The 16,358-nt window shown below is 64.7% G+C and carries 17 protein-coding genes; 9 read left to right on the forward strand and 8 right to left on the reverse strand.

Translation table 11 applies throughout. From position 1 onward, the window contains the following. Positions 1–86: 86 nt before the first annotated feature. From ACVWZM_RS28330 to ACVWZM_RS28340, 3 genes are all read right to left on the reverse strand, one after another. On the reverse strand, positions 87–797 hold the full coding sequence (locus ACVWZM_RS28330; RefSeq protein ID WP_456855393.1) for a type 1 glutamine amidotransferase: 711 nt from the start codon (positions 795–797) through the stop codon (positions 87–89). 85 nt (positions 798–882) lie between these two features. Then, positions 883–1,821: a hypothetical protein gene (locus tag ACVWZM_RS28335; RefSeq protein WP_456856787.1), complete on the reverse strand. Its 939-nt coding sequence runs from the start codon at positions 1,819–1,821 to the stop codon at positions 883–885. A 209-nt stretch (positions 1,822–2,030) separates the two neighbouring features. Continuing rightward, entirely contained in the window at positions 2,031–2,519 is a 489-nt protein-coding gene (locus ACVWZM_RS28340) for an Lrp/AsnC family transcriptional regulator (RefSeq protein WP_028333294.1), read from the reverse strand. Between the two features lie 126 nt (positions 2,520–2,645). Between ACVWZM_RS28340 and ald the strand changes: the two genes are divergently transcribed. Next, positions 2,646–3,761 (forward strand): alanine dehydrogenase, encoded by a 1,116-nt coding sequence (gene ald, locus ACVWZM_RS28345; protein ID WP_456855394.1) that lies wholly within the window; start codon positions 2,646–2,648, stop codon positions 3,759–3,761. 174 nt (positions 3,762–3,935) lie between these two features. Here the strand turns inward: ald and ACVWZM_RS28350 are convergent, their stop codons facing one another. Next, positions 3,936–5,099, reverse strand: a complete 1,164-nt coding sequence (locus ACVWZM_RS28350; protein WP_057015126.1) for an IS4 family transposase — start codon at positions 5,097–5,099, stop codon at positions 3,936–3,938. A 199-nt stretch (positions 5,100–5,298) separates the two neighbouring features. Then, the gene (locus ACVWZM_RS28355; protein ID WP_456855395.1) at positions 5,299–6,087 is read right to left on the reverse strand and encodes an IclR family transcriptional regulator; all 789 of its coding nucleotides are present in this window, start codon (positions 6,085–6,087) and stop codon (positions 5,299–5,301) included. A gap of 145 nt (positions 6,088–6,232) precedes the next feature. On the opposite strand from ACVWZM_RS28355, the gene leuC reads away from it, so the two are divergent. The 6 genes from leuC to ACVWZM_RS28385 are packed head-to-tail and all read left to right on the forward strand — an operon-like array spanning position 6,233 to position 12,180. Further along, a complete protein-coding gene (gene leuC, locus ACVWZM_RS28360) occupies positions 6,233–7,636 on the forward strand; it encodes a 3-isopropylmalate dehydratase large subunit (RefSeq protein WP_456855396.1) in 1,404 nt (467 codons plus the stop codon). Positions 7,637–7,639: 3 nt separating this feature from the next. Beyond that, a complete protein-coding gene (gene leuD / locus ACVWZM_RS28365; protein ID WP_141340738.1) occupies positions 7,640–8,290 on the forward strand; it encodes a 3-isopropylmalate dehydratase small subunit in 651 nt (216 codons plus the stop codon). Continuing rightward, positions 8,287–9,420, forward strand: a complete 1,134-nt coding sequence (gene leuB, locus ACVWZM_RS28370; RefSeq protein WP_141340766.1) for a 3-isopropylmalate dehydrogenase — start codon at positions 8,287–8,289, stop codon at positions 9,418–9,420. Before leuD ends, leuB begins: the two co-directional genes overlap by 4 nt. After that, entirely contained in the window at positions 9,420–10,481 is a 1,062-nt protein-coding gene (locus tag ACVWZM_RS28375; protein ID WP_456855397.1) for an ABC transporter substrate-binding protein, read from the forward strand. The genes leuB and ACVWZM_RS28375 overlap by 1 nt, the downstream gene beginning before the upstream one ends. Next, a complete protein-coding gene (locus ACVWZM_RS28380; protein ID WP_456855398.1) occupies positions 10,478–11,311 on the forward strand; it encodes an ABC transporter ATP-binding protein in 834 nt (277 codons plus the stop codon). The genes ACVWZM_RS28375 and ACVWZM_RS28380 overlap by 4 nt, the downstream gene beginning before the upstream one ends. After that, the gene (locus ACVWZM_RS28385) at positions 11,308–12,180 is read left to right on the forward strand and encodes an ABC transporter permease (protein WP_456855399.1); all 873 of its coding nucleotides are present in this window, start codon (positions 11,308–11,310) and stop codon (positions 12,178–12,180) included. The genes ACVWZM_RS28380 and ACVWZM_RS28385 overlap by 4 nt, the downstream gene beginning before the upstream one ends. A 49-nt stretch (positions 12,181–12,229) precedes the next feature. Here the strand turns inward: ACVWZM_RS28385 and ACVWZM_RS28390 are convergent, their stop codons facing one another. Then, positions 12,230–12,406, reverse strand: a complete 177-nt coding sequence (locus ACVWZM_RS28390; RefSeq protein ID WP_168857282.1) for a hypothetical protein — start codon at positions 12,404–12,406, stop codon at positions 12,230–12,232. Positions 12,407–12,624: 218 nt separating this feature from the next. On the opposite strand from ACVWZM_RS28390, the gene ACVWZM_RS28395 reads away from it, so the two are divergent. Then, the gene (locus tag ACVWZM_RS28395) at positions 12,625–12,882 is read left to right on the forward strand and encodes a hypothetical protein (protein ID WP_057016905.1); all 258 of its coding nucleotides are present in this window, start codon (positions 12,625–12,627) and stop codon (positions 12,880–12,882) included. A 92-nt stretch (positions 12,883–12,974) separates the two neighbouring features. Beyond that, positions 12,975–14,480: a CYTH and CHAD domain-containing protein gene (locus ACVWZM_RS28400; RefSeq protein WP_456855400.1), complete on the forward strand. Its 1,506-nt coding sequence runs from the start codon at positions 12,975–12,977 to the stop codon at positions 14,478–14,480. 27 nt (positions 14,481–14,507) lie between these two features. On the opposite strand, the gene ACVWZM_RS28405 is transcribed toward ACVWZM_RS28400, so the two are convergent. Next, positions 14,508–14,675, reverse strand: coding sequence for a hypothetical protein (locus ACVWZM_RS28405; protein ID WP_168857280.1), 168 nt, complete (start codon positions 14,673–14,675; stop codon positions 14,508–14,510). A gap of 93 nt (positions 14,676–14,768) precedes the next feature. After that, positions 14,769–16,310, reverse strand: coding sequence for a galactarate dehydratase (gene garD / locus ACVWZM_RS28410; protein ID WP_456855401.1), 1,542 nt, complete (start codon positions 16,308–16,310; stop codon positions 14,769–14,771). Positions 16,311–16,358: the final 48 nt, after the last annotated feature.

A 16,358-nucleotide genomic window follows, 5' to 3' on the forward strand; every position in this document is an offset into this window, starting at 1 on the left:
GGTGACAGCCCTCACCCCAACCCTCTCCCCGTAAGAACGGGGCGAGGGAGCGCAGTTCCGTTGCGGCCGCCAAGCGAACACGATGTCTAGTTGCTACGGCGCACGAGGAAGCGCGTGACCACGCCGCCAAGCGTGGCGTGGTCGAGCGGTTCGGTGAGCGAGGTCTTGGCGGCTTCGATCAGGGCATCCGGCGCGCGGCCGCGATGCAGATCGCACAGCGCGTCGGCATAGTCGGCGGTGAATTCCGGATGCGGCTGCACCGACAGCGTCGTGCCGTTGGCGTAGAGCAGGGCGGCGTGCGGCATGAACCCGGACGACAGGATGGTGCGCGCTGAGGCGGGCGGGTCGACCACTTGGTCCTGATGCGAGCAGGCGACGGCGATCGTCTCGCCGTCGATCAGCCCGTTGTCCGGCGCGATCCGATAGATATGGCGCCCGATGCCCCAGGCTTTCTCGGATTTGCGCACCGTGCCGCCGAGCGCCTGCGCGATCAGCTGATGGCCGAAGCAGACGCCGACGGTTGGAATGCGCTTGTCATGGGCCGTGCACACGAAGGCTTCGAGCGGCGCGATCCACGCGACGTCGTCGTAGACGCCGGCGGCCGATCCCGTGATCAGGATCGCATCCAATGCGACCGGATCCGGCAGCGTCTCGCCATTGGCGAGGCTGACGACGTCGCAGGTAACAGAGGAATCGGCGGTGGCTACCATCCGCTGAAACATCTGCGGATAGCTGCCGTGGCGCTCGCGGAATTGCGGACTGACGAGCCCGGTTTCGATGATGGTGATGCGGGGCATGGAACGCGCTGACAGATGAGCGGGGATGCCTCAGCCTTTACTCCGAAAGCACTGGCGGCGACAAGCCGCGCGCGGCGGTCGCCGATCAATTCCGCGACGGTGCCGCCGCGTCGATCGTGGCGGTGTGCTGCGCTGTCGGCGCCGTCGTCGTTGCGACGATCACGGGCTCGGTGCGGTAGCGCGGCAGCTGATCCTCGAGCGAGTAGCCGACGCAGAGCGCGAGGCTCGACCAGACCGCCATGCTGAAATACAGCGACATCCAAGCGATCTCCTCGCGCCACTCGGCGATGTCGTGGGTCACGACCCAGCGCCGGCTGACGTCGCGCAAGCCTTCCAGCGGATGCAGCAGCGTGCCGCCGGCGGCGAGGTTGGCGCGCCAGCGATTCAGATACATCGGGACGTCGACGGTCATCAGGAAGGCGAGGAAGGCGGCGATGCCGAGGATCGCGACGATGAAGGCCCAGCGCACCGGGCCATGAAACTCCGGCAGCAGCCGGCACAGCGCGATCCCGACCAGGAAGAACACCACCGCCCAGATCGAGTTCTCGATCGCGTTGCAGAGATAATGGGTGGTCAGCACCGCATACCAGGAGAAGCATTCCGCGATCACGATCAGCGGCACGATGATCCAGGCGATGTTCACGGTGGTCTCGGCGCCGGTCATGGTGCCGAGCTGATGCAGGATGATCGCCCATTGCGCGGCGAAGCAAACCTCGGCGACGGTGGCGACGGTGCGGCCGACCACGACGCTCGACAGCCAGGTGTCGAACAGGCAGATGCGCTGCACGTCGGCGCGCGGCAGGACCGAGCGGAAGGCACAGCCGAACACATAGGCCGCGCACAGCAGCATCATCAGGCCGATGCCCGAGGTGTTGCTGAAGCTGCCATTGGCTTGTTCATTGAACTGGCGGTAGAGCGCGAACCAGATCGCGATATTGGCGGCGCTGACGAGGCTCAAGAAGCCCCACCACCGGACCACTGGATTTGACCAAGCCAGCGAAACCGGCCGTGCCCGCCACTCCATGCTCATTCACCGCTCCACGTGTAACCGAATTGATATTGAACTGTAGCAATTCTGTCATAGAAGCCGGCGAATCACGAACTAAAAATTGCGTGTGGGAGCGAGCCGGGCAGATCCGATTATGACAGTGCCCGATTATGACAGTGCCCGATTATGACAGTGCCCGATTGTGACAGTGCGCGATTGTGACAGTGCGCGATGGCGCGTGACCGTCAGCCGCGCAGCGCCGTCTCGGGAATGGTGCGACGAACCACCTCGCGCATCGCGAAGCTGGAATGGATGCGGGCGACTCCCGGCATCCGCGACAGATGCTGCTTGTGGATGCGCTCGAAGTCGGCGATGTCGCGGGCGATCACCTGCAGATGATAATCGTCGCTGCCCGACATCAGATGGCAGGACACGACGTCGGGACAGCGCGCGATCGCAGCTTCGAAGGCTGCGAGATAATCCTCGCTCTGCTTCTCCAGCGTGATGGTGACGACGACGGTCGTCACCAAGCCCAGCGCCGATGGTTCGAGGTCGACGCGATAGCCGCGGATCACGCCGATCTCCTCGAGATGGCGGATCCGCCGCGCGCAGGCGGTCGGCGACAACCCGACCTTCTCGGCAAGCTCGATCTGGCTGGCGCGGGCATCGCTGACCAGCTCGGCGAGGATCCTGAGGTCGATACGATCGAGACCGTCCACGCAGATTTCCTTCAAGAGCTGAGCGGAATGCGAAGGATATGGGCGTATTTTGCTGTGAGCAAGCCGGAAATCGCCGAGAAACGCCGTGTGACGGGGCATAGCCTTGACGACGGCGGAAACGAATCCTTCAAGGAGCGGACCATGCGCATCGGCGTGCCCAAGGAAATCAAGGTCGAGGAATATCGGGTCGGGCTGACGCCTGACTCGGTGCGGGAATATGTGGCGCACGGCCACGAGGTCGTGGTCCAGCGCGGCGCCGGTGACGGCATCGGTGCCGGCGACGACGTCTACACGCAGGCCGGCGCGCGGATCGCCGATACCGCCGAAGAGGTGTTTTCCGTCGCCGAGATGATCGTGAAAGTGAAGGAGCCGCAGCCGTCCGAATGGATCAGGCTGCGCGAGGGACAGATCCTCTTCACCTATCTGCATCTCGCGCCCGATTTGCCGCAGACCGCGGGTCTGATCGCCTCCGGCTGCACGGCGGTGGCCTATGAGACGGTGACCGACGCACATGGCGGACTGCCGCTGCTCGCGCCGATGAGCGAAGTCGCCGGGCGGCTCGCGATCGAGGCCGCGGGCGCCGCGCTGCGCAAATCCGCCGACGGCATGGGCAAGCTGCTCGGTGGCGTGCCCGGCGTTCCGCCGGCGCGGGTTGCGATCATCGGCGGCGGCGTGGTCGGCACCCATGCGGCGCGGATGGCGGCAGGCCTTGGCAGCGAAGTCACCATTCTCGACCGCTCATTGCTGCGGCTGCGCGCGCTCGACGACCTCTTCCTCGGCCGCGTCCGCACCCGTTACGCCACGCTGGAAGCGATCGAGCAAGAAGTCTTCGCGGCTGATGTTGTGATCGGCGCGGTGCTGGTGCCGGGCGCCAGCGCGCCAAAGCTGGTGTCGCGCGCGCAGCTTGCAGGCATGAAACGCCGCGCGGTGCTGGTCGACGTCGCGATCGACCAGGGCGGCTGCTTCGAGACCTCGAAGCCGACCACGCATCAGGCGCCGACTTACCTCGTTGATGACATCGTGCATTATTGCGTCGCCAATATGCCTGGCGCGGTGCCGGTCACCTCGAGCCACGCGCTCAATCATGCCACCTTGCCGTTCGGGCTGGCGCTGGCATCGAAGGGGCTGCGCGCGCTGGTCGAGGATCCGCATCTGCGCGCCGGCCTCAACGTGCATCGCGGCCGCATCACCAACCGCGCCGTGGCCGAAAGTCAGCATCTGTCGGCCGTGATGCCGGAAGAAGCGCTGGCGTCGTAGGAAATTCGAAAGATCTAACTGCAGCGCGGGTCTCAAGCTCCCCGTGAAAAGGGGAGGTCGCTTTGCTCGCCAGAGCAAAGCGGGTGGGGATCAACTCTCTCCACATAGAGCGTCGCCTGCGGCTGACCCCCATCCCGACCTTCCCCCTTTCAGGGCAGGGGTGTCCGGGGAAATTCAGGCATAGCGGAGCTCCATCTGGTCAGGTGAGATGGTTGATTTCCGACGGCTGGGGTTGATGGGCGGAGGTTTGTCGATGGCAGCGAGGGATCGACGCGTGAGCAGGAGCTGGCCGACGAGTTCGGCGAACCTGAGCGGGAGCATTTTGATGCAGTTGGTGTGAGCGGCGATGCGCAGCAGCAGGTAGGCAATCATCGCAGCGAGCACCTGAAGGCGGATCGCGTTGTCGTTGGCGCCGAGGAACTTGCGAATATCGAGATGCTGCTTGATCCAGCGGAACAGCAGCTCGATTTGCCATCGGCTCTTGTAGAGGGCGGCGATCTCGACGGCGCTACGGGCAAGGTCGTTGGTCAGGAGTGTGATCTTGCCGCCTTTCTCGCGTCTGATCTTGATGCGGCGGAGCGGGATTGGAAGGCGCGAATCGCCCTTGCTGGTGAGCTTCACCTCGTCATCGGCAAGGATTTCGAAGCCATCCCCGTTACGCTTGCGGATGGCGCGATGCCTGAGCGAGCGAAGACGGATGCTCGTCTTCGCCCGGGTAACGAAGAAAGCCTTGCTATCATTGATCTTCTGCCACCAGTCGAAACGGCAATAGCCCTTGTCAAACACATAGGTGGTGGCGGGCTGGATTGGGGTCTGTCGGCCGATCTCGATGTCATTGACGTTCGCGGCCGTCATCTCGACGCAGGTCGGGACATCGCTCCTTGGGTCGTAGACGACATGCAGCTTCATGCCGCGAATGCGGCCGTTCCACGTCGCCCAACTGCAGACCTTGCCGAGCGGGATCGGACTGGCGTCGATCAGACGCACCATCTCCATGCCTTCACTCCGCAGCTGGCGACGCGCCATCGCCGACAGCGCCGCAAAGGTTTGCGCGAAAATGCCGATCGGACGGCGGGCATTGGCATCGGACAACGTCGAGCGCGACAGCTTGCCGGTTCCCAAGTGATAGTGATGCTGCGAATTGGCGTTGAAGCCAGTCACCACCCCGCGCAGACTGCTGTTGCCGCTAAGCTGGGCATAGATCAGCGCCACCAGATGATCCCAGCTCCTGAACGACTTGTCGTAGGCATCCCCGTCCAGACGATCCACAACCGTCTGAAACTGCCGTCGATTGATCGGTTCAAGCAGCCTTCCAAAAATGCTACCGCGATATCGCATGCTCGGCCCTCTGTGTCTCGACAACCAGAAAAGACCGATTTGCCTCGGTCCTGCCGAGCATGCACCGCGACACAGTGAATCATTCCCCGGACACCCCTGCTTTCAGGGGGAAGGAGAAGACAGATATTTAGTCCGAATGCTTCGCTTCATCCGGGCTACGGCTCCGTCATCCGCACGACGCGTTATGCGTCCCAAGAGGTCATTTCTCAACGAATCTTGGCCCGGCTTCATCTGCCAGTTGTTTCAGCCGGCTCTGCATGACTTCAATGATGTGCGCGCGCTTTGCCGCGATACGTTCGATGGGGCCGCCGATGCCGATAGCCAGCGGAGCGCGTCGCTTTGGCAGGGGAACGAGCATGCCTATTGTGTTTGCGCCTGGCGTCGTGCGGCCGCCTGTCTCGGAAAAGCCGCGGCGGCGAATGCGCTCGACCTCTTCGAGAAAGGCGGATTCGCGAACGCGCGCCGACTGACTCGGCTCCTCGGCATTGTTGCGCCGGATAATGCCGCGAATTTTGGTGTTCGGCATTTGGCTCAGCAGCACATGTCCGAGCGCGGTCCGCACCATCGGTCGTATTTGACCGGCTTGTGCCGTGTACTGAAGCTGAGAGCCGCCGGGGACAACGTGCAGATATTGCATCCCGGCGGCGCCGGCCTGTTGTCCGAGCATGACGGTTTCGCCGCCCGTCGCGGTCCAGAGTTCCTCCATCAGATCGGTGAGCTTGGTATCACGGAACGGGGAACGACGGATCCAGTCACCCAGCAAATTGACCCGGTAGCTCGGGATGAAGAGCCGGGTCTTTCGCTCGTATTCCAGGTAGTTCAATTCAACGAGACATCGAAGCAACACTGACGTGCTCGACTGGGGCATCTCCAGCGCGGACGATATTTCAGTCACGGAAGCAGCCCGCTTTGTTTTCCGAAAGAACTCCAGAACTGCAAATGTCCGCATGGCCGATTTGACGACCGCCGTCTTATTCGGATTCGGCATGGCTGGCTCCTCGGCGGGTCAAGTACCGCACCTCCATCACATATGTGATGTTAGGGCAAAACTGCTTCACTTGACGACAACTTTGGCCCAGATTGGCGTCAATAAGATCAAGCCGCATGGAAACGCACAGAGCAGGGGAAGGCGGATGCCCGGCCGAAGTTTGCTCGAGAAGATCTGGGACCAGCATGTCATTGCTCGCCTCAGCGAAGACACAGACCTCCTTCATATCGACCGCCATCTGCTGCACGATCTCGGCGGCTCGCGCGGCCTGCTCGATCTCAAGAGCCGGGGCCTCAAGGTCCACAATCCCGAACTGACCTTCGCAACGCCGGATCATGCGCTGTCCACGGCGCCCGGCCGCGCCGGAACCAGCAAGATCGGACTGGAATTGCTGGCTGCGCTGCGGGTCGAGACCTCGGCGAGCGGCATCACGCTGTTCGACGTCGACCAGCCCGGCCAGGGCATCGTCCACGTCATCGGTCCGGAGCTCGGCTTGAGCCTGCCGGGGGCGACCATCGTCTGCGGCGACAGCCACACCTGCACCCATGGCGGCTTGGGGGCGCTCGCCTTCGGCATCGGATCGAGCGAGCTCACCCATGTGCTGGCGACGCAGGCGCTGATCCAGCGCCGCCCGAAGACGATGCGCGCGCGCTTCGAGGGCAAGCTGCCGCTCGGCGTCACCGCCAAGGACATGATCCTGGCGCTGATCGGCCATATCGGCGCCGCCGGCGGCACCGGCTATGCGGTCGAATATGCCGGCAGTGCGATCCGCGCGCTGCCGATCGAGGGCCGGCTCACGATCTGCAACCTCTCGATCGAGCTCGGTGCCAAGATGGGAATGGTGGCGCCGGACGAGAAGACCTTCGAATTCCTGCGCGGCCGTCCCTATGCGCCGCAAGGCGCGATGTGGGATCGTGCGGTGAAAGCGTGGCGCGAACTGCCGAGCGATCCCGACGCGGTGTTCGACCGCGAGGTCGTGATCGATGTCGAGAAGATCATCCCGCAGGTGACCTGGGGCATCAGCCCCGAGCACGTCGTCGGCGTCGATGGCGTGATTCCCGATCCGAAGGCGGTGGACGATCCCTTGCGGCGCGCCGCGATCGAGACGGCGCTCGAGTATATGGGCCTGCAGGGCGGCGCGCCGATCGCGGGCACGCCGGTCGATTGGGTGTTCATCGGCTCCTGCACCAACAGCCGGCTCAGCGATCTGCGCGCCGCGGCCGAGGTCGCGCGCGGCCGCAAGGTCGCGGCCGGGGTCCGCGCCTGGGTGGTGCCGGGTTCCGAGAACGTCAAGCGCGAGGCGGTCGCCGAAGGGCTCGACAAGATCTTTATCGACGCCGGCTTCGAGTGGCGCGAGCCGGGCTGCTCGATGTGCCTTGCCGCTAATGGCGAGGTGGTGGCGCCCGGGCAGCGCTCGGTCTCGACCTCGAACCGCAATTTCGTCGGCCGGCAGGGGCCGCGCGCGCGGACGCATCTGGCGAGCCCCGCGAGCGCCGCGGCATCCGCGATTGCCGGCGCGATCGCCGATGTCAGGATGATGGGACGCTAGAGCATGCCAAAGCCGTTCGACAAGCTCACCGCAACCGCCGCGCCGATCATGCGCGGCAATATCGATACCGACGTCATCATCCGCATCGAGCGGCTGGTGGGCAATTCGATCCGCGGCACGCTCGGTAAATGGGCGTTCGGCTCGCTGCGCTATCTGCCCGACGGCTCGGAGAATCCGGAGTTCATCCTGAACCGCGAACCGTACCGCGAGGCGGAGATTTTGGTGACCGGGCCGAATTTCGGCTGCGGCTCCTCGCGCGAGGGCGCGGTGTGGTCGCTGCAGGAGCGCGGCATCCGCGCCATCATCGGCTCCGGCTTCGGCGACATCTTCTTCGCCAACTGCTTCCAGAACGGAATCCTGCCCGTCATCGTCGACAAGGCGGTGGTCGATCAGCTTGCCGCCGACATCGAGGCGACGCAGGGCGCGGGCAAGGTCTCGATCGACCTCGAGGCCCAGACCGTCGTCTCGCCGTCGGGCGCGCGGCATTCGTTCGAGATCGATCCGCGGCGGCGCGAGGGGCTATTGAAGGGGCTCGACGAGGTGGCGCTGACGCTGCAGCGCGACGACGAGATCCGCGCCTTCCAGGCCTCCGACCGCGCGGCGCGGCCATGGATTCATTCGACAACGACACCCGCTTCAAGGACACCGGCATGAGCACGCAATCCAATATGGTCAAGGTCGCCGTCGTCGGCGGCGAGGGCATCGGCCCCGAGGTCACCGCGCAGTCGCGCCGCGTGCTCGACTGGTTCGCGGCGAAGCGCGGCGTTCCGATGACGCTGCGCGAGGCGCAATACGGCCTGATCCCGTATCTGGCGACCGGCAAGGTGCTGCCCGAGGACACCGCCGAGGCGATGGACGAGGCCGATGCGATCCTGTGGGGTGCGACCGGCGGGCCGGAGACCACCGAAGTGCCGGCCGCGGCACGCAAGGCCGGCAGTCTGCTCGGCCTGCGCAGCAAATACGATCTCTATGCCAATCTGCGGCCGATCGTGGCGAGCCCGGCCCTGTCGGCCTCCGCGCCACTCAAGGCCGAGGTGCTCGACGGCGTCGATTTCGTCATCATCCGCGAATTGACCAGCGGCATCTATTTCGGCGAGCCGCGCGGCATCGAGACGCTGCACGACGGCCAGCGCCGCGGCTTCAACACCGAGCAATACACCACGAACCAGATCCGCCGCGTGGCGCGCTCGGCCTTCGAGCTGGCGCGGACCCGGCGCAACAAGGTCTGCTCGGTCGACAAGGCCAATGTGCTGGAGACCAGTGTGGTCTGGCGCGAGGAGGTGATCAAGCTGCACAAGGAGGAGTTCTCCGATGTCGAGCTGACCCATCTCTATGTCGACAACGCCGCGATGCAGATCGTGCGCGAGCCGCGGCAGTTCGACGTGATGGTGACCGGCAACATCTTCGGCGACATCCTGTCGGACTGCGCGGCGATGGCTTCGGGCTCGCTCGGCATGCTGCCGTCGGCCTCGCTCGGCCCGGTCGATCGCTTCGGCCGGCGCAAGGCGCTCTATGAGCCGGTGCATGGCAGCGCGCCCGACATCGCGGGCAAGGGCATCGCCAATCCGCTCGGTTCGATCCTGAGTGTCGCGATGCTGCTGCGCCTGACGCTGAACCGGCCGGAGGACGCCGACCTGCTCGAGAAGGCGGTGCAGGCCGCGCTGGCCTCCGGCGCCCGCACGGCCGATATCGCCGAGGCCGGGGCGAAAAAGCTGTCGACTGTCCAGATGGGCGATGCGGTGCTCGGCGCACTCGACAGGATCTCGGCCAAGGAGCACGCGTGATGGCGCGCCTCACCATGCCCCACATTTCAAGGCGATCGGCGCTGACGGTCATCGCCGCCGGCGGCGCCGCGCTGGCGACCGGGCGTGCGTGGGCGCAGGCGGCCGCGGGCCGCGCGATCTATCCGGTCGCGGTGCCAGTCTATCAGACGCAGTTCGTCGCCGACCGTATAGGCTACTTCAAGGAGGCCGGGCTCGACTGCAAGCTGGTGCAGGGCGGCAGCGGCGTGAAGACCCGCGAGATCATAGCCTCGTCGCAGGGCGATATCGGCATCGGCGACGTCACCCATCCGATGCAGCTGACCAATCACGGCCGCGCCGCGCGCGTGCTGTTGCCGGTCGACACGCGATCGAACTCGGTGATGTTCATTATCCGCAAGGACCTGAAGGACCAGGGCATCAACTCGCTGGAGGCGTTCACGCAATGGAAGCGGCCCGATGGCCGCAAGCCGATCGTCTCGGTCTCCTCGCTCGGCGGCACCAACCATGTCTGGTCGTCCTACTATATGGAAACCATGGGGCTTGACGACAAGGTGACCTGGATCGGCACCGGCAATGTCGACACCATGCTGGGATCGCTGAAGTCGAAGCAGGTCGATATCCTCGTCAGCTCGCTGTCGCTGTTGAACGAGGCACAGCAGCAGGGCTGGGGCGAATTGCTGTTCGATGGCACCGACGAGGCGATCTGGAACAAGCATATCGGCGGCAAGGTGCCGGTCACGGCGCATTTCACGCTGCAAGCCACCATCGACAAGGACCCGGCCAAGATGCAGGCCTACGTCACCGCGCTGTGGCGGGCCTCGCAGTGGATCAAGACCCACAAGCCGACCGAGGTCTACGACGCCATCGAGCCCTATGTCGGCAGCACCTCGCGAGAGGCCAATCTGCTGGAGATTACGTCGATCCAGAAGGTCGCGGACTATGAGGGCTCGATCGACGCCGCGAGCTTCGCTCGCGGCGAGAAGGTCTGGTTCCGCGAGATGACCGGCATCAAGCCGCTCAAGATCGCCGACGTGGTCAATTCCAACCTGACCGAAGCGGCGCGAAAGGCCTATCCGGGTTGAGCGCGCTCGAGACAAGCGCAACCGTATCGCCGCGCGCCTCGGCCGATCGCCGCGTCGAGGTCAAGGGCCTGAGCAAGTCGTTCCAGCTCGCCAAAACCACGATCGAGGCCGTGCGCGACGTGACCTTCGACGTCCGCCGCGGCGAGTTCGTCGCGCTGCTCGGGCCGTCGGGCTCCGGCAAGAGCACCGTGCTCAACATGATCGCCTCGCTGATCCGCCCGACCGGCGGCGAGATCCTGATCGACGGCAAGCGCGTCGTCGCCGGCAAGGCGACGCCCAACGTCGGCTACGTGTTCCAGCGCGACACGCTGTTTCCGTGGCGGACCGTCGGCGACAATATCGGCTACGGGCTGGAGCTATCAGGCGTGCCGGCTCACGAACGGAAGGAGCGCATCACCGAATGCGTCGCGCAAGCCGGCCTGAAGGGATTCGAGAACGCCTATCCGTCGGCGCTGTCGGGCGGCATGCGCCAGCGCGCGGCGCTGATGCGGACGCTGATCGTCGAGCCGCAGATTCTCCTGATGGACGAGCCGTTCGGCGCGCTCGACACCCACACCAAGATCGACATGCACGAGGTGCTGCTCCGGATCTGGGAGCGCGAGCAGCAGACCGTGCTGTTCGTGACCCACGATCTCGGCGAGGCGTTGACATTGGCCGACCGCATCATCCTGTTCTCGGCGCGGCCGGGCCGGATCAAGGACATGTTCGAGGTCGATTTCGACCGCCCGCGCGATGCGGTGAAGGTGCGCGAAACCCCGCATTATGCCGAGCTGTTCCAGCACATCTGGCATTCGCTGGGCGAGGAATTCGTCAGGGGCCGCAGCACATGAAGAGGTACGGCACGCTCGGCACGGTCGGCTGGCAGGTCCTGATCTGCGCAGTCGTGCTGTCGGTCTGGCAATGGGGCTACGACCTCCGCACCAAACTGCCCTGGCTGGTGCCCGACCTGCTCGATCCCTACTTCATCTCGAAGCCGTCGATGATCTTCGACAACTTCCTGATCCAGAGCTGCCTGACCTCGAAGCTCGGCGCCTTCAACAGCTGGTTCAACGGCGACTTCGGAAAGTGCCTGGCGCGCAACGAGAACAACCTCTGGGCCGCGACCGCCATCACCCTGAAGAACACTTTCTTCGGCTTCGTCACCGGCGTGGTCAGCGGCTTCATCGCGGGGCTGATCCTGGGACGATCCGACCGCCTGAGCGCGATCTTTCAGCCCTTCATCACCGCGGTGAATTCGATCCCGCGGATCGCGCTGGCGCCGATCATCGTGCTGGCATTCGGGATCGGCGACATGTCGAAGATCGTGACGTCGTGGATCGTCGTCGTGTTCCTGGTGTTCTTCAACACTTTCGAGGGCGCGCGCTCGATCGACGAAGGCTTCACCAACGCCGCGCGGCTGCTCGGCGCCAGCGAATGGCAGATCACCCGGACGGTGGTGATCCCCTCGACCATGGCCTGGGTGTTCGCTTCGCTGACGCCTGCGATCTCCTTCGCGCTGATCGGCGTGATCGTCGGCGAGTTCATCGGCGCCGAGCGCGGCATCGGTCGCCTCATCATCGAATCGGAGGCGCGCGGCGAGGCCTCGGGCATGATGGTTGCTGTCGTGGTGCTGATGCTGGTCGGTGTGGTGCTGTCGGCGATCATCTGGCGGCTGCAGGCCTATCTATTGCGCTGGCAGCGGCAACGCAGCGCCGAATAGGCCGCGGGGCCGTGGCGACGTCGCATTTGCCGCCACGGCCGGCCCGGATCTAGGCTGCATTTTCCGATGGCGAGGTCTCGCCGTCGAGCCAGTCCTGTTCCTTTGCCAGCGCGCGCCAAGCCGCTTCCATTCGCTTGAAGCGATTGTAGGTCGGCCCGTCGTCGGCACGCTCGGCAAGTTGCGCGCAGTTCTCCGCATTGTCGCGGAAGTGCTGTGACTGTTTCATGGAACGTCCTCCTATTAGTTAAGGACGTGGGACATCAATTCAGGCTATTCAACGCGCGGAACATGGGTATTTCGCCACACAGATGAATGCCTGTTCAGCGAGTTCCCGGTGCGATATTTCGCAACTGAGCGTGAGCAATTGCAGCACGGTCGATACAGGAACGGTGCGTCGCACTCGACGTTCCTCCTTCACGTCGCAACTGGAGGAGGAGAGACGGCATGAGGACGTATCTGCTAACCGCGGCCATGGTGACCGCGATCGCATCGCCTGTGTTCGCCGATGATATCGGTGTCCGCGCAGGTCCCGTCGGCGCAGGCGTAACGGTTGGTCGGGCACCCGAATATCGCGATCGCGATCGTGATCGCACCACGGTGATCAGGGAGCGTGAGCCGCGCCATGACCGGACCACGGTCATCAAGAAGCGGGACGAATTCGGCAATCGCAGCAAGACCGTCATCCATAACGACGACGATTGACGCCAACTCAGGCGATCTTGTGTGAGCATGAACGTCCGTCGCTGACCTCGTCACGGCGGACGTTTGCTTGGTGCCCCAGGCATGGAGCGACGATGGCGGCCGAGACGGAGCTCAAATTCCACGTTCCCGCGCGCAAGCTCAAGGGACTGAAGAAACCGCTGGTCGCCGGCAGCAAGAGCGGTGCACCATCCGAGAGCGATCTCGTCTCGACCTATTTCGACACCGCGAAGCACAAGCTCAAGCGGCACGGACTGACGTTGCGCGTGCGGCGGGATGGCGGCAACTATGTTCAGACTATCAAGTCGGGAGCGGGTCCGCAGTTTGAACGGGGCGAATGGGAGACTGACCTAGCGGACGGAAACCTCAACCTCGACAAGGCCAAAGGTACGCCGCTTGAAGGGCTCACGTCTGGCAGGCTGCGTCGCAAGCTGAAACCGGTATTCGAGACGTCAGTGCGGCGTATCACCGTGCCGCTGCGGACCAAACGCAGCGAGATCGAACTCGCGATCGATCGCGGCTACACCACGGCCGGGCACCGTTCGCGCCGAATCGACGAGGTCGAACTCGAACTCAAGAGCGGCCGCCCGCTCGACCTGTTCCGGGTCGCAAGGGCGCTGGAGCGGAAGGCGGCGGCGGAGCTCGATCTGCGCTCGAAAGCCGAACACGGCTATGAACTTGCCGATGGCGAGGAGCATGTCGTCGTCTCCGCCGGGAGCATCGTGCTCGACGCCGGACTTACCGCCGGCGCGGCGTTCCGGGTGATCGCGCGCGCCGCGCTTCGTCACTTCTCGTCGAATGCCGAGGCCGTCCGCGAGGGCGAGGCGGAAGGCATTCACCAAATGCGGGTTGGGTTGCGGCGGCTGCGCGCCGCGATCTCGCTGTTCTCGAAGATCCTGACCGTGGCCCCGACGGAAGACATCAAGACGCAGCTGAAGTGGCTCACCAATGCGCTCGCCCCGGCGCGCGAGCTTGACGTGTTCGTCAAGGAAGATATCGAGCCAGCATCGCATGACGCGCTGCTGCGGCGCGGCGGAAAAGCGATCCGGCAGGAATTTTCCGGCCGCCGTGATCGCGCATTTGCCGGCGCGAGGCACGCGGTCAATTCGCAGCGCTATCGCTCCATGCTGATCGATACGTTGCAATGGATCGAGGCAAAGCAGACCGTTGCCGCGGAGGACGAAGGCGGTCCGATCGAGGACTTCGCCGCCGCGCTGCTGCATCGCCGCATCAGGAAGCTGCGCAAGGATGGCCGGCGTCTCGACGGGCTGTCGGCCGAGGAGCGGCACAAGCTGCGCATCAGGGCCAAGAAGCTCAGATACGCGATCGACTTCTTCGAAAGCCTGTTTCCGCGCAAGGGTGAGCGCAAGCAACTCGCGCGGCTGTCCAGGCACCTGAAGCGGGTCCAGGATGCGCTTGGCTCGCTCAACGATTTTGTCGCGCACCGCAAGCTGGCGGTCGATGCGACGCTGAAGTCCCCGCATCGGAAGGATCGCGCCAGCGCCTTCGCCTCGGGCGTTGTGCTTGGCCGAGAGGAACAGGCGGTCAAGCCGCTGATCAAGGTCGCTGCCAAGGAAGTGCGAGGACTCCAGAAATTTTGACGAGCGTGTGGTGGCGAACCCGGACATCTATGCTGCTGGTGATGCTCCCGACTGCCTCTCCCGCTCGGCCGCTTCGATGCGACATTCCTCTGCGTAGGCACGCAGGCGCTCGGCCGTCAACGAGTCCATGCCGGTGCGTGCCAGCCGCTCGGCGCGGTCGGCCTGATCTCTGAGATCATTGATGGTCCGGGTCATGTGTGCCTCCATGCCCGGACAATTTGAATCGAATTGCGACGTTCCCCGGCCGATCAGGACGTGGCTAACGGGTGGTTAAGGAGGCACGGTTGCTCAGGTCACCGGCGCCGGGTTGAACAGCGTCAGATCGTTGTGGATGCCCCAGCGGTCCGACCATGGCTTGGTGCGCCCGCTCGCGACGTCGAGGATCAGGCGGAACAGGTCCCAGCCGGTTTCCTCGATGGTCTTCTCGCCGGTGGCGATGCAGCCGGCGTCGAAATCGATCAGGTCCTTCCAGCGCCGTGCCAGCTCGCTGCGGGTCGCGACCTTGATGACAGGCGCGGCGGCCAGGCCATACGGCGTGCCGCGGCCGGTGGTGAACACCTGCAAGGTCATGCCGGAGGCGAGCTGCAGCGTGCCGCAGATGAAGTCGCTCGCCGGCGTCGCCGCAAACAGCATGCCCTTCTGCCGCGCCTTCTCGCCCGGCGACAGTACGCCCGCGATCGGGCCGGAGCCGGACTTGACGATCGAGCCGAGCGACTTTTCGACGATGTTGGCAAGGCCGCCCTTCTTGTTGCCCGGCGTGGTGTTGGCGCTGCGGTCGGCGCCGCCGCGGGCGAGATAGGCGTCATACCATTCCATCTCGCGGATCAGCGCGCGGCCGACATCCTCGTTGACGGCGCGGCGGGTTAGAAGCTGGATCGCGTCGCGCACCTCGGTGACTTCCGAAAACATCACGGTCGCGCCGGCGCGCACCAGCAGGTCGGCGGCAAAGCCCACCGCGGGGTTCGCGGTGACGCCGGAGAACGCGTCGCTGCCGCCGCATTGCAGGCCGATCACGAGATCGGCGGCCGGGCAGGTCTCGCGCTTGCGGGCGTTGAGCACCGTCAGCCTGGCCTCGGCCTGGGTCATGATGGCGTCGACGATGGCGCCGAAGCCGTCAAAGGCTTCGTCCTGCATCCGCACGATGGCATCGCCGACGCCTTCCGGCACCAGCCGTTCCGGCGCGAGCTTCTCGCAGCCGAGTCCGACGACGAGGATCTCGCCGCCGAAATTCGGATTGAGCGCGAGATTCTGCAGGGTGCGGATCGGCACCACGGCGTCGGGTGCGGTGATCGCGACGCCGCAGCCATAGGCGTGCGTCAACGGCACGACGTCGTCGACATTGGGATATTTCGGCAAGAGCTCGGCGCGGATGCGCTTCACGGCATATTCCATCGTGCCCTTGACGCATTGCACGGAGGAGGAGATGCCGAGGATGTTCTTGGTGCCGACCGAGCCGTCGGGATTGCGATAGCCCTCGAAGGTGAAGCCTTCGAGCGGCGGCAGCACCGGCGGCACCGCGGTCGCGATCTCGAGCTGATCGAGCGGTGGCGCCTCGGGCATGCGGATGCGTGCCTCGTCGACCCACTCACCGGCCAGGATCGGCGACAGCGCCGTGCCGATCACTTCGCCATAGCGGATGATCGGGGCGCCCTCGGCGATGTCTTCCAGTGCGGTCTTGTGACCTTGCGGCACGAAAGCGCGCAGCGTCAGGCCCGAGGCGAAGCGGGAGCCGGCCGGCAAGCCGAAATCATTCACGACGATCGCGACATTGTCGCGCTCGTTGAGCTTGATGTAGCGGGGCTGCTCCTGCGCGCCGATCGACTGGTCCATGTGGCTGGCTTCTCCTGACTCTTCACCTCTCCCGCTTGCGGGAGAGGG

It is taken from the genome of Bradyrhizobium sp. USDA 4501, from assembly GCF_054062115.1.

Excerpts from the sequence above, each read along its gene's own strand:
- leuB (WP_141340766.1), top strand. The coding sequence starts at position 8,287 with ATGAGCACGCAATCCAATATGGTCAAGGTCGCCGTCGTCGGCGGCGAG.
- ACVWZM_RS28335 (WP_456856787.1), bottom strand. The coding sequence starts at position 1,821 with ATGGAGTGGCGGGCACGGCCGGTTTCGCTGGCTTGGTCAAATCCAGTG.
- ACVWZM_RS28355 (WP_456855395.1), bottom strand. The coding sequence starts at position 6,087 with ATGCCGAATCCGAATAAGACGGCGGTCGTCAAATCGGCCATGCGGACA.
- ACVWZM_RS28385 (WP_456855399.1), top strand. The coding sequence starts at position 11,308 with ATGAAGAGGTACGGCACGCTCGGCACGGTCGGCTGGCAGGTCCTGATC.
- ACVWZM_RS28350 (WP_057015126.1), bottom strand. The coding sequence starts at position 5,099 with ATGCGATATCGCGGTAGCATTTTTGGAAGGCTGCTTGAACCGATCAAT.
- ald (WP_456855394.1), top strand. The coding sequence starts at position 2,646 with ATGCGCATCGGCGTGCCCAAGGAAATCAAGGTCGAGGAATATCGGGTC.
- ACVWZM_RS28395 (WP_057016905.1), top strand. The coding sequence starts at position 12,625 with ATGAGGACGTATCTGCTAACCGCGGCCATGGTGACCGCGATCGCATCG.
- leuD (WP_141340738.1), top strand. The coding sequence starts at position 7,640 with ATGCCAAAGCCGTTCGACAAGCTCACCGCAACCGCCGCGCCGATCATG.
- ACVWZM_RS28400 (WP_456855400.1), top strand. The coding sequence starts at position 12,975 with ATGGCGGCCGAGACGGAGCTCAAATTCCACGTTCCCGCGCGCAAGCTC.
- ACVWZM_RS28405 (WP_168857280.1), bottom strand. The coding sequence starts at position 14,675 with ATGACCCGGACCATCAATGATCTCAGAGATCAGGCCGACCGCGCCGAG.
- garD (WP_456855401.1), bottom strand. The coding sequence starts at position 16,310 with ATGGACCAGTCGATCGGCGCGCAGGAGCAGCCCCGCTACATCAAGCTC.
- leuC (WP_456855396.1), top strand. The coding sequence starts at position 6,233 with ATGCCCGGCCGAAGTTTGCTCGAGAAGATCTGGGACCAGCATGTCATT.
- ACVWZM_RS28375 (WP_456855397.1), top strand. The coding sequence starts at position 9,420 with ATGGCGCGCCTCACCATGCCCCACATTTCAAGGCGATCGGCGCTGACG.
- ACVWZM_RS28390 (WP_168857282.1), bottom strand. The coding sequence starts at position 12,406 with ATGAAACAGTCACAGCACTTCCGCGACAATGCGGAGAACTGCGCGCAA.
- ACVWZM_RS28330 (WP_456855393.1), bottom strand. The coding sequence starts at position 797 with ATGCCCCGCATCACCATCATCGAAACCGGGCTCGTCAGTCCGCAATTC.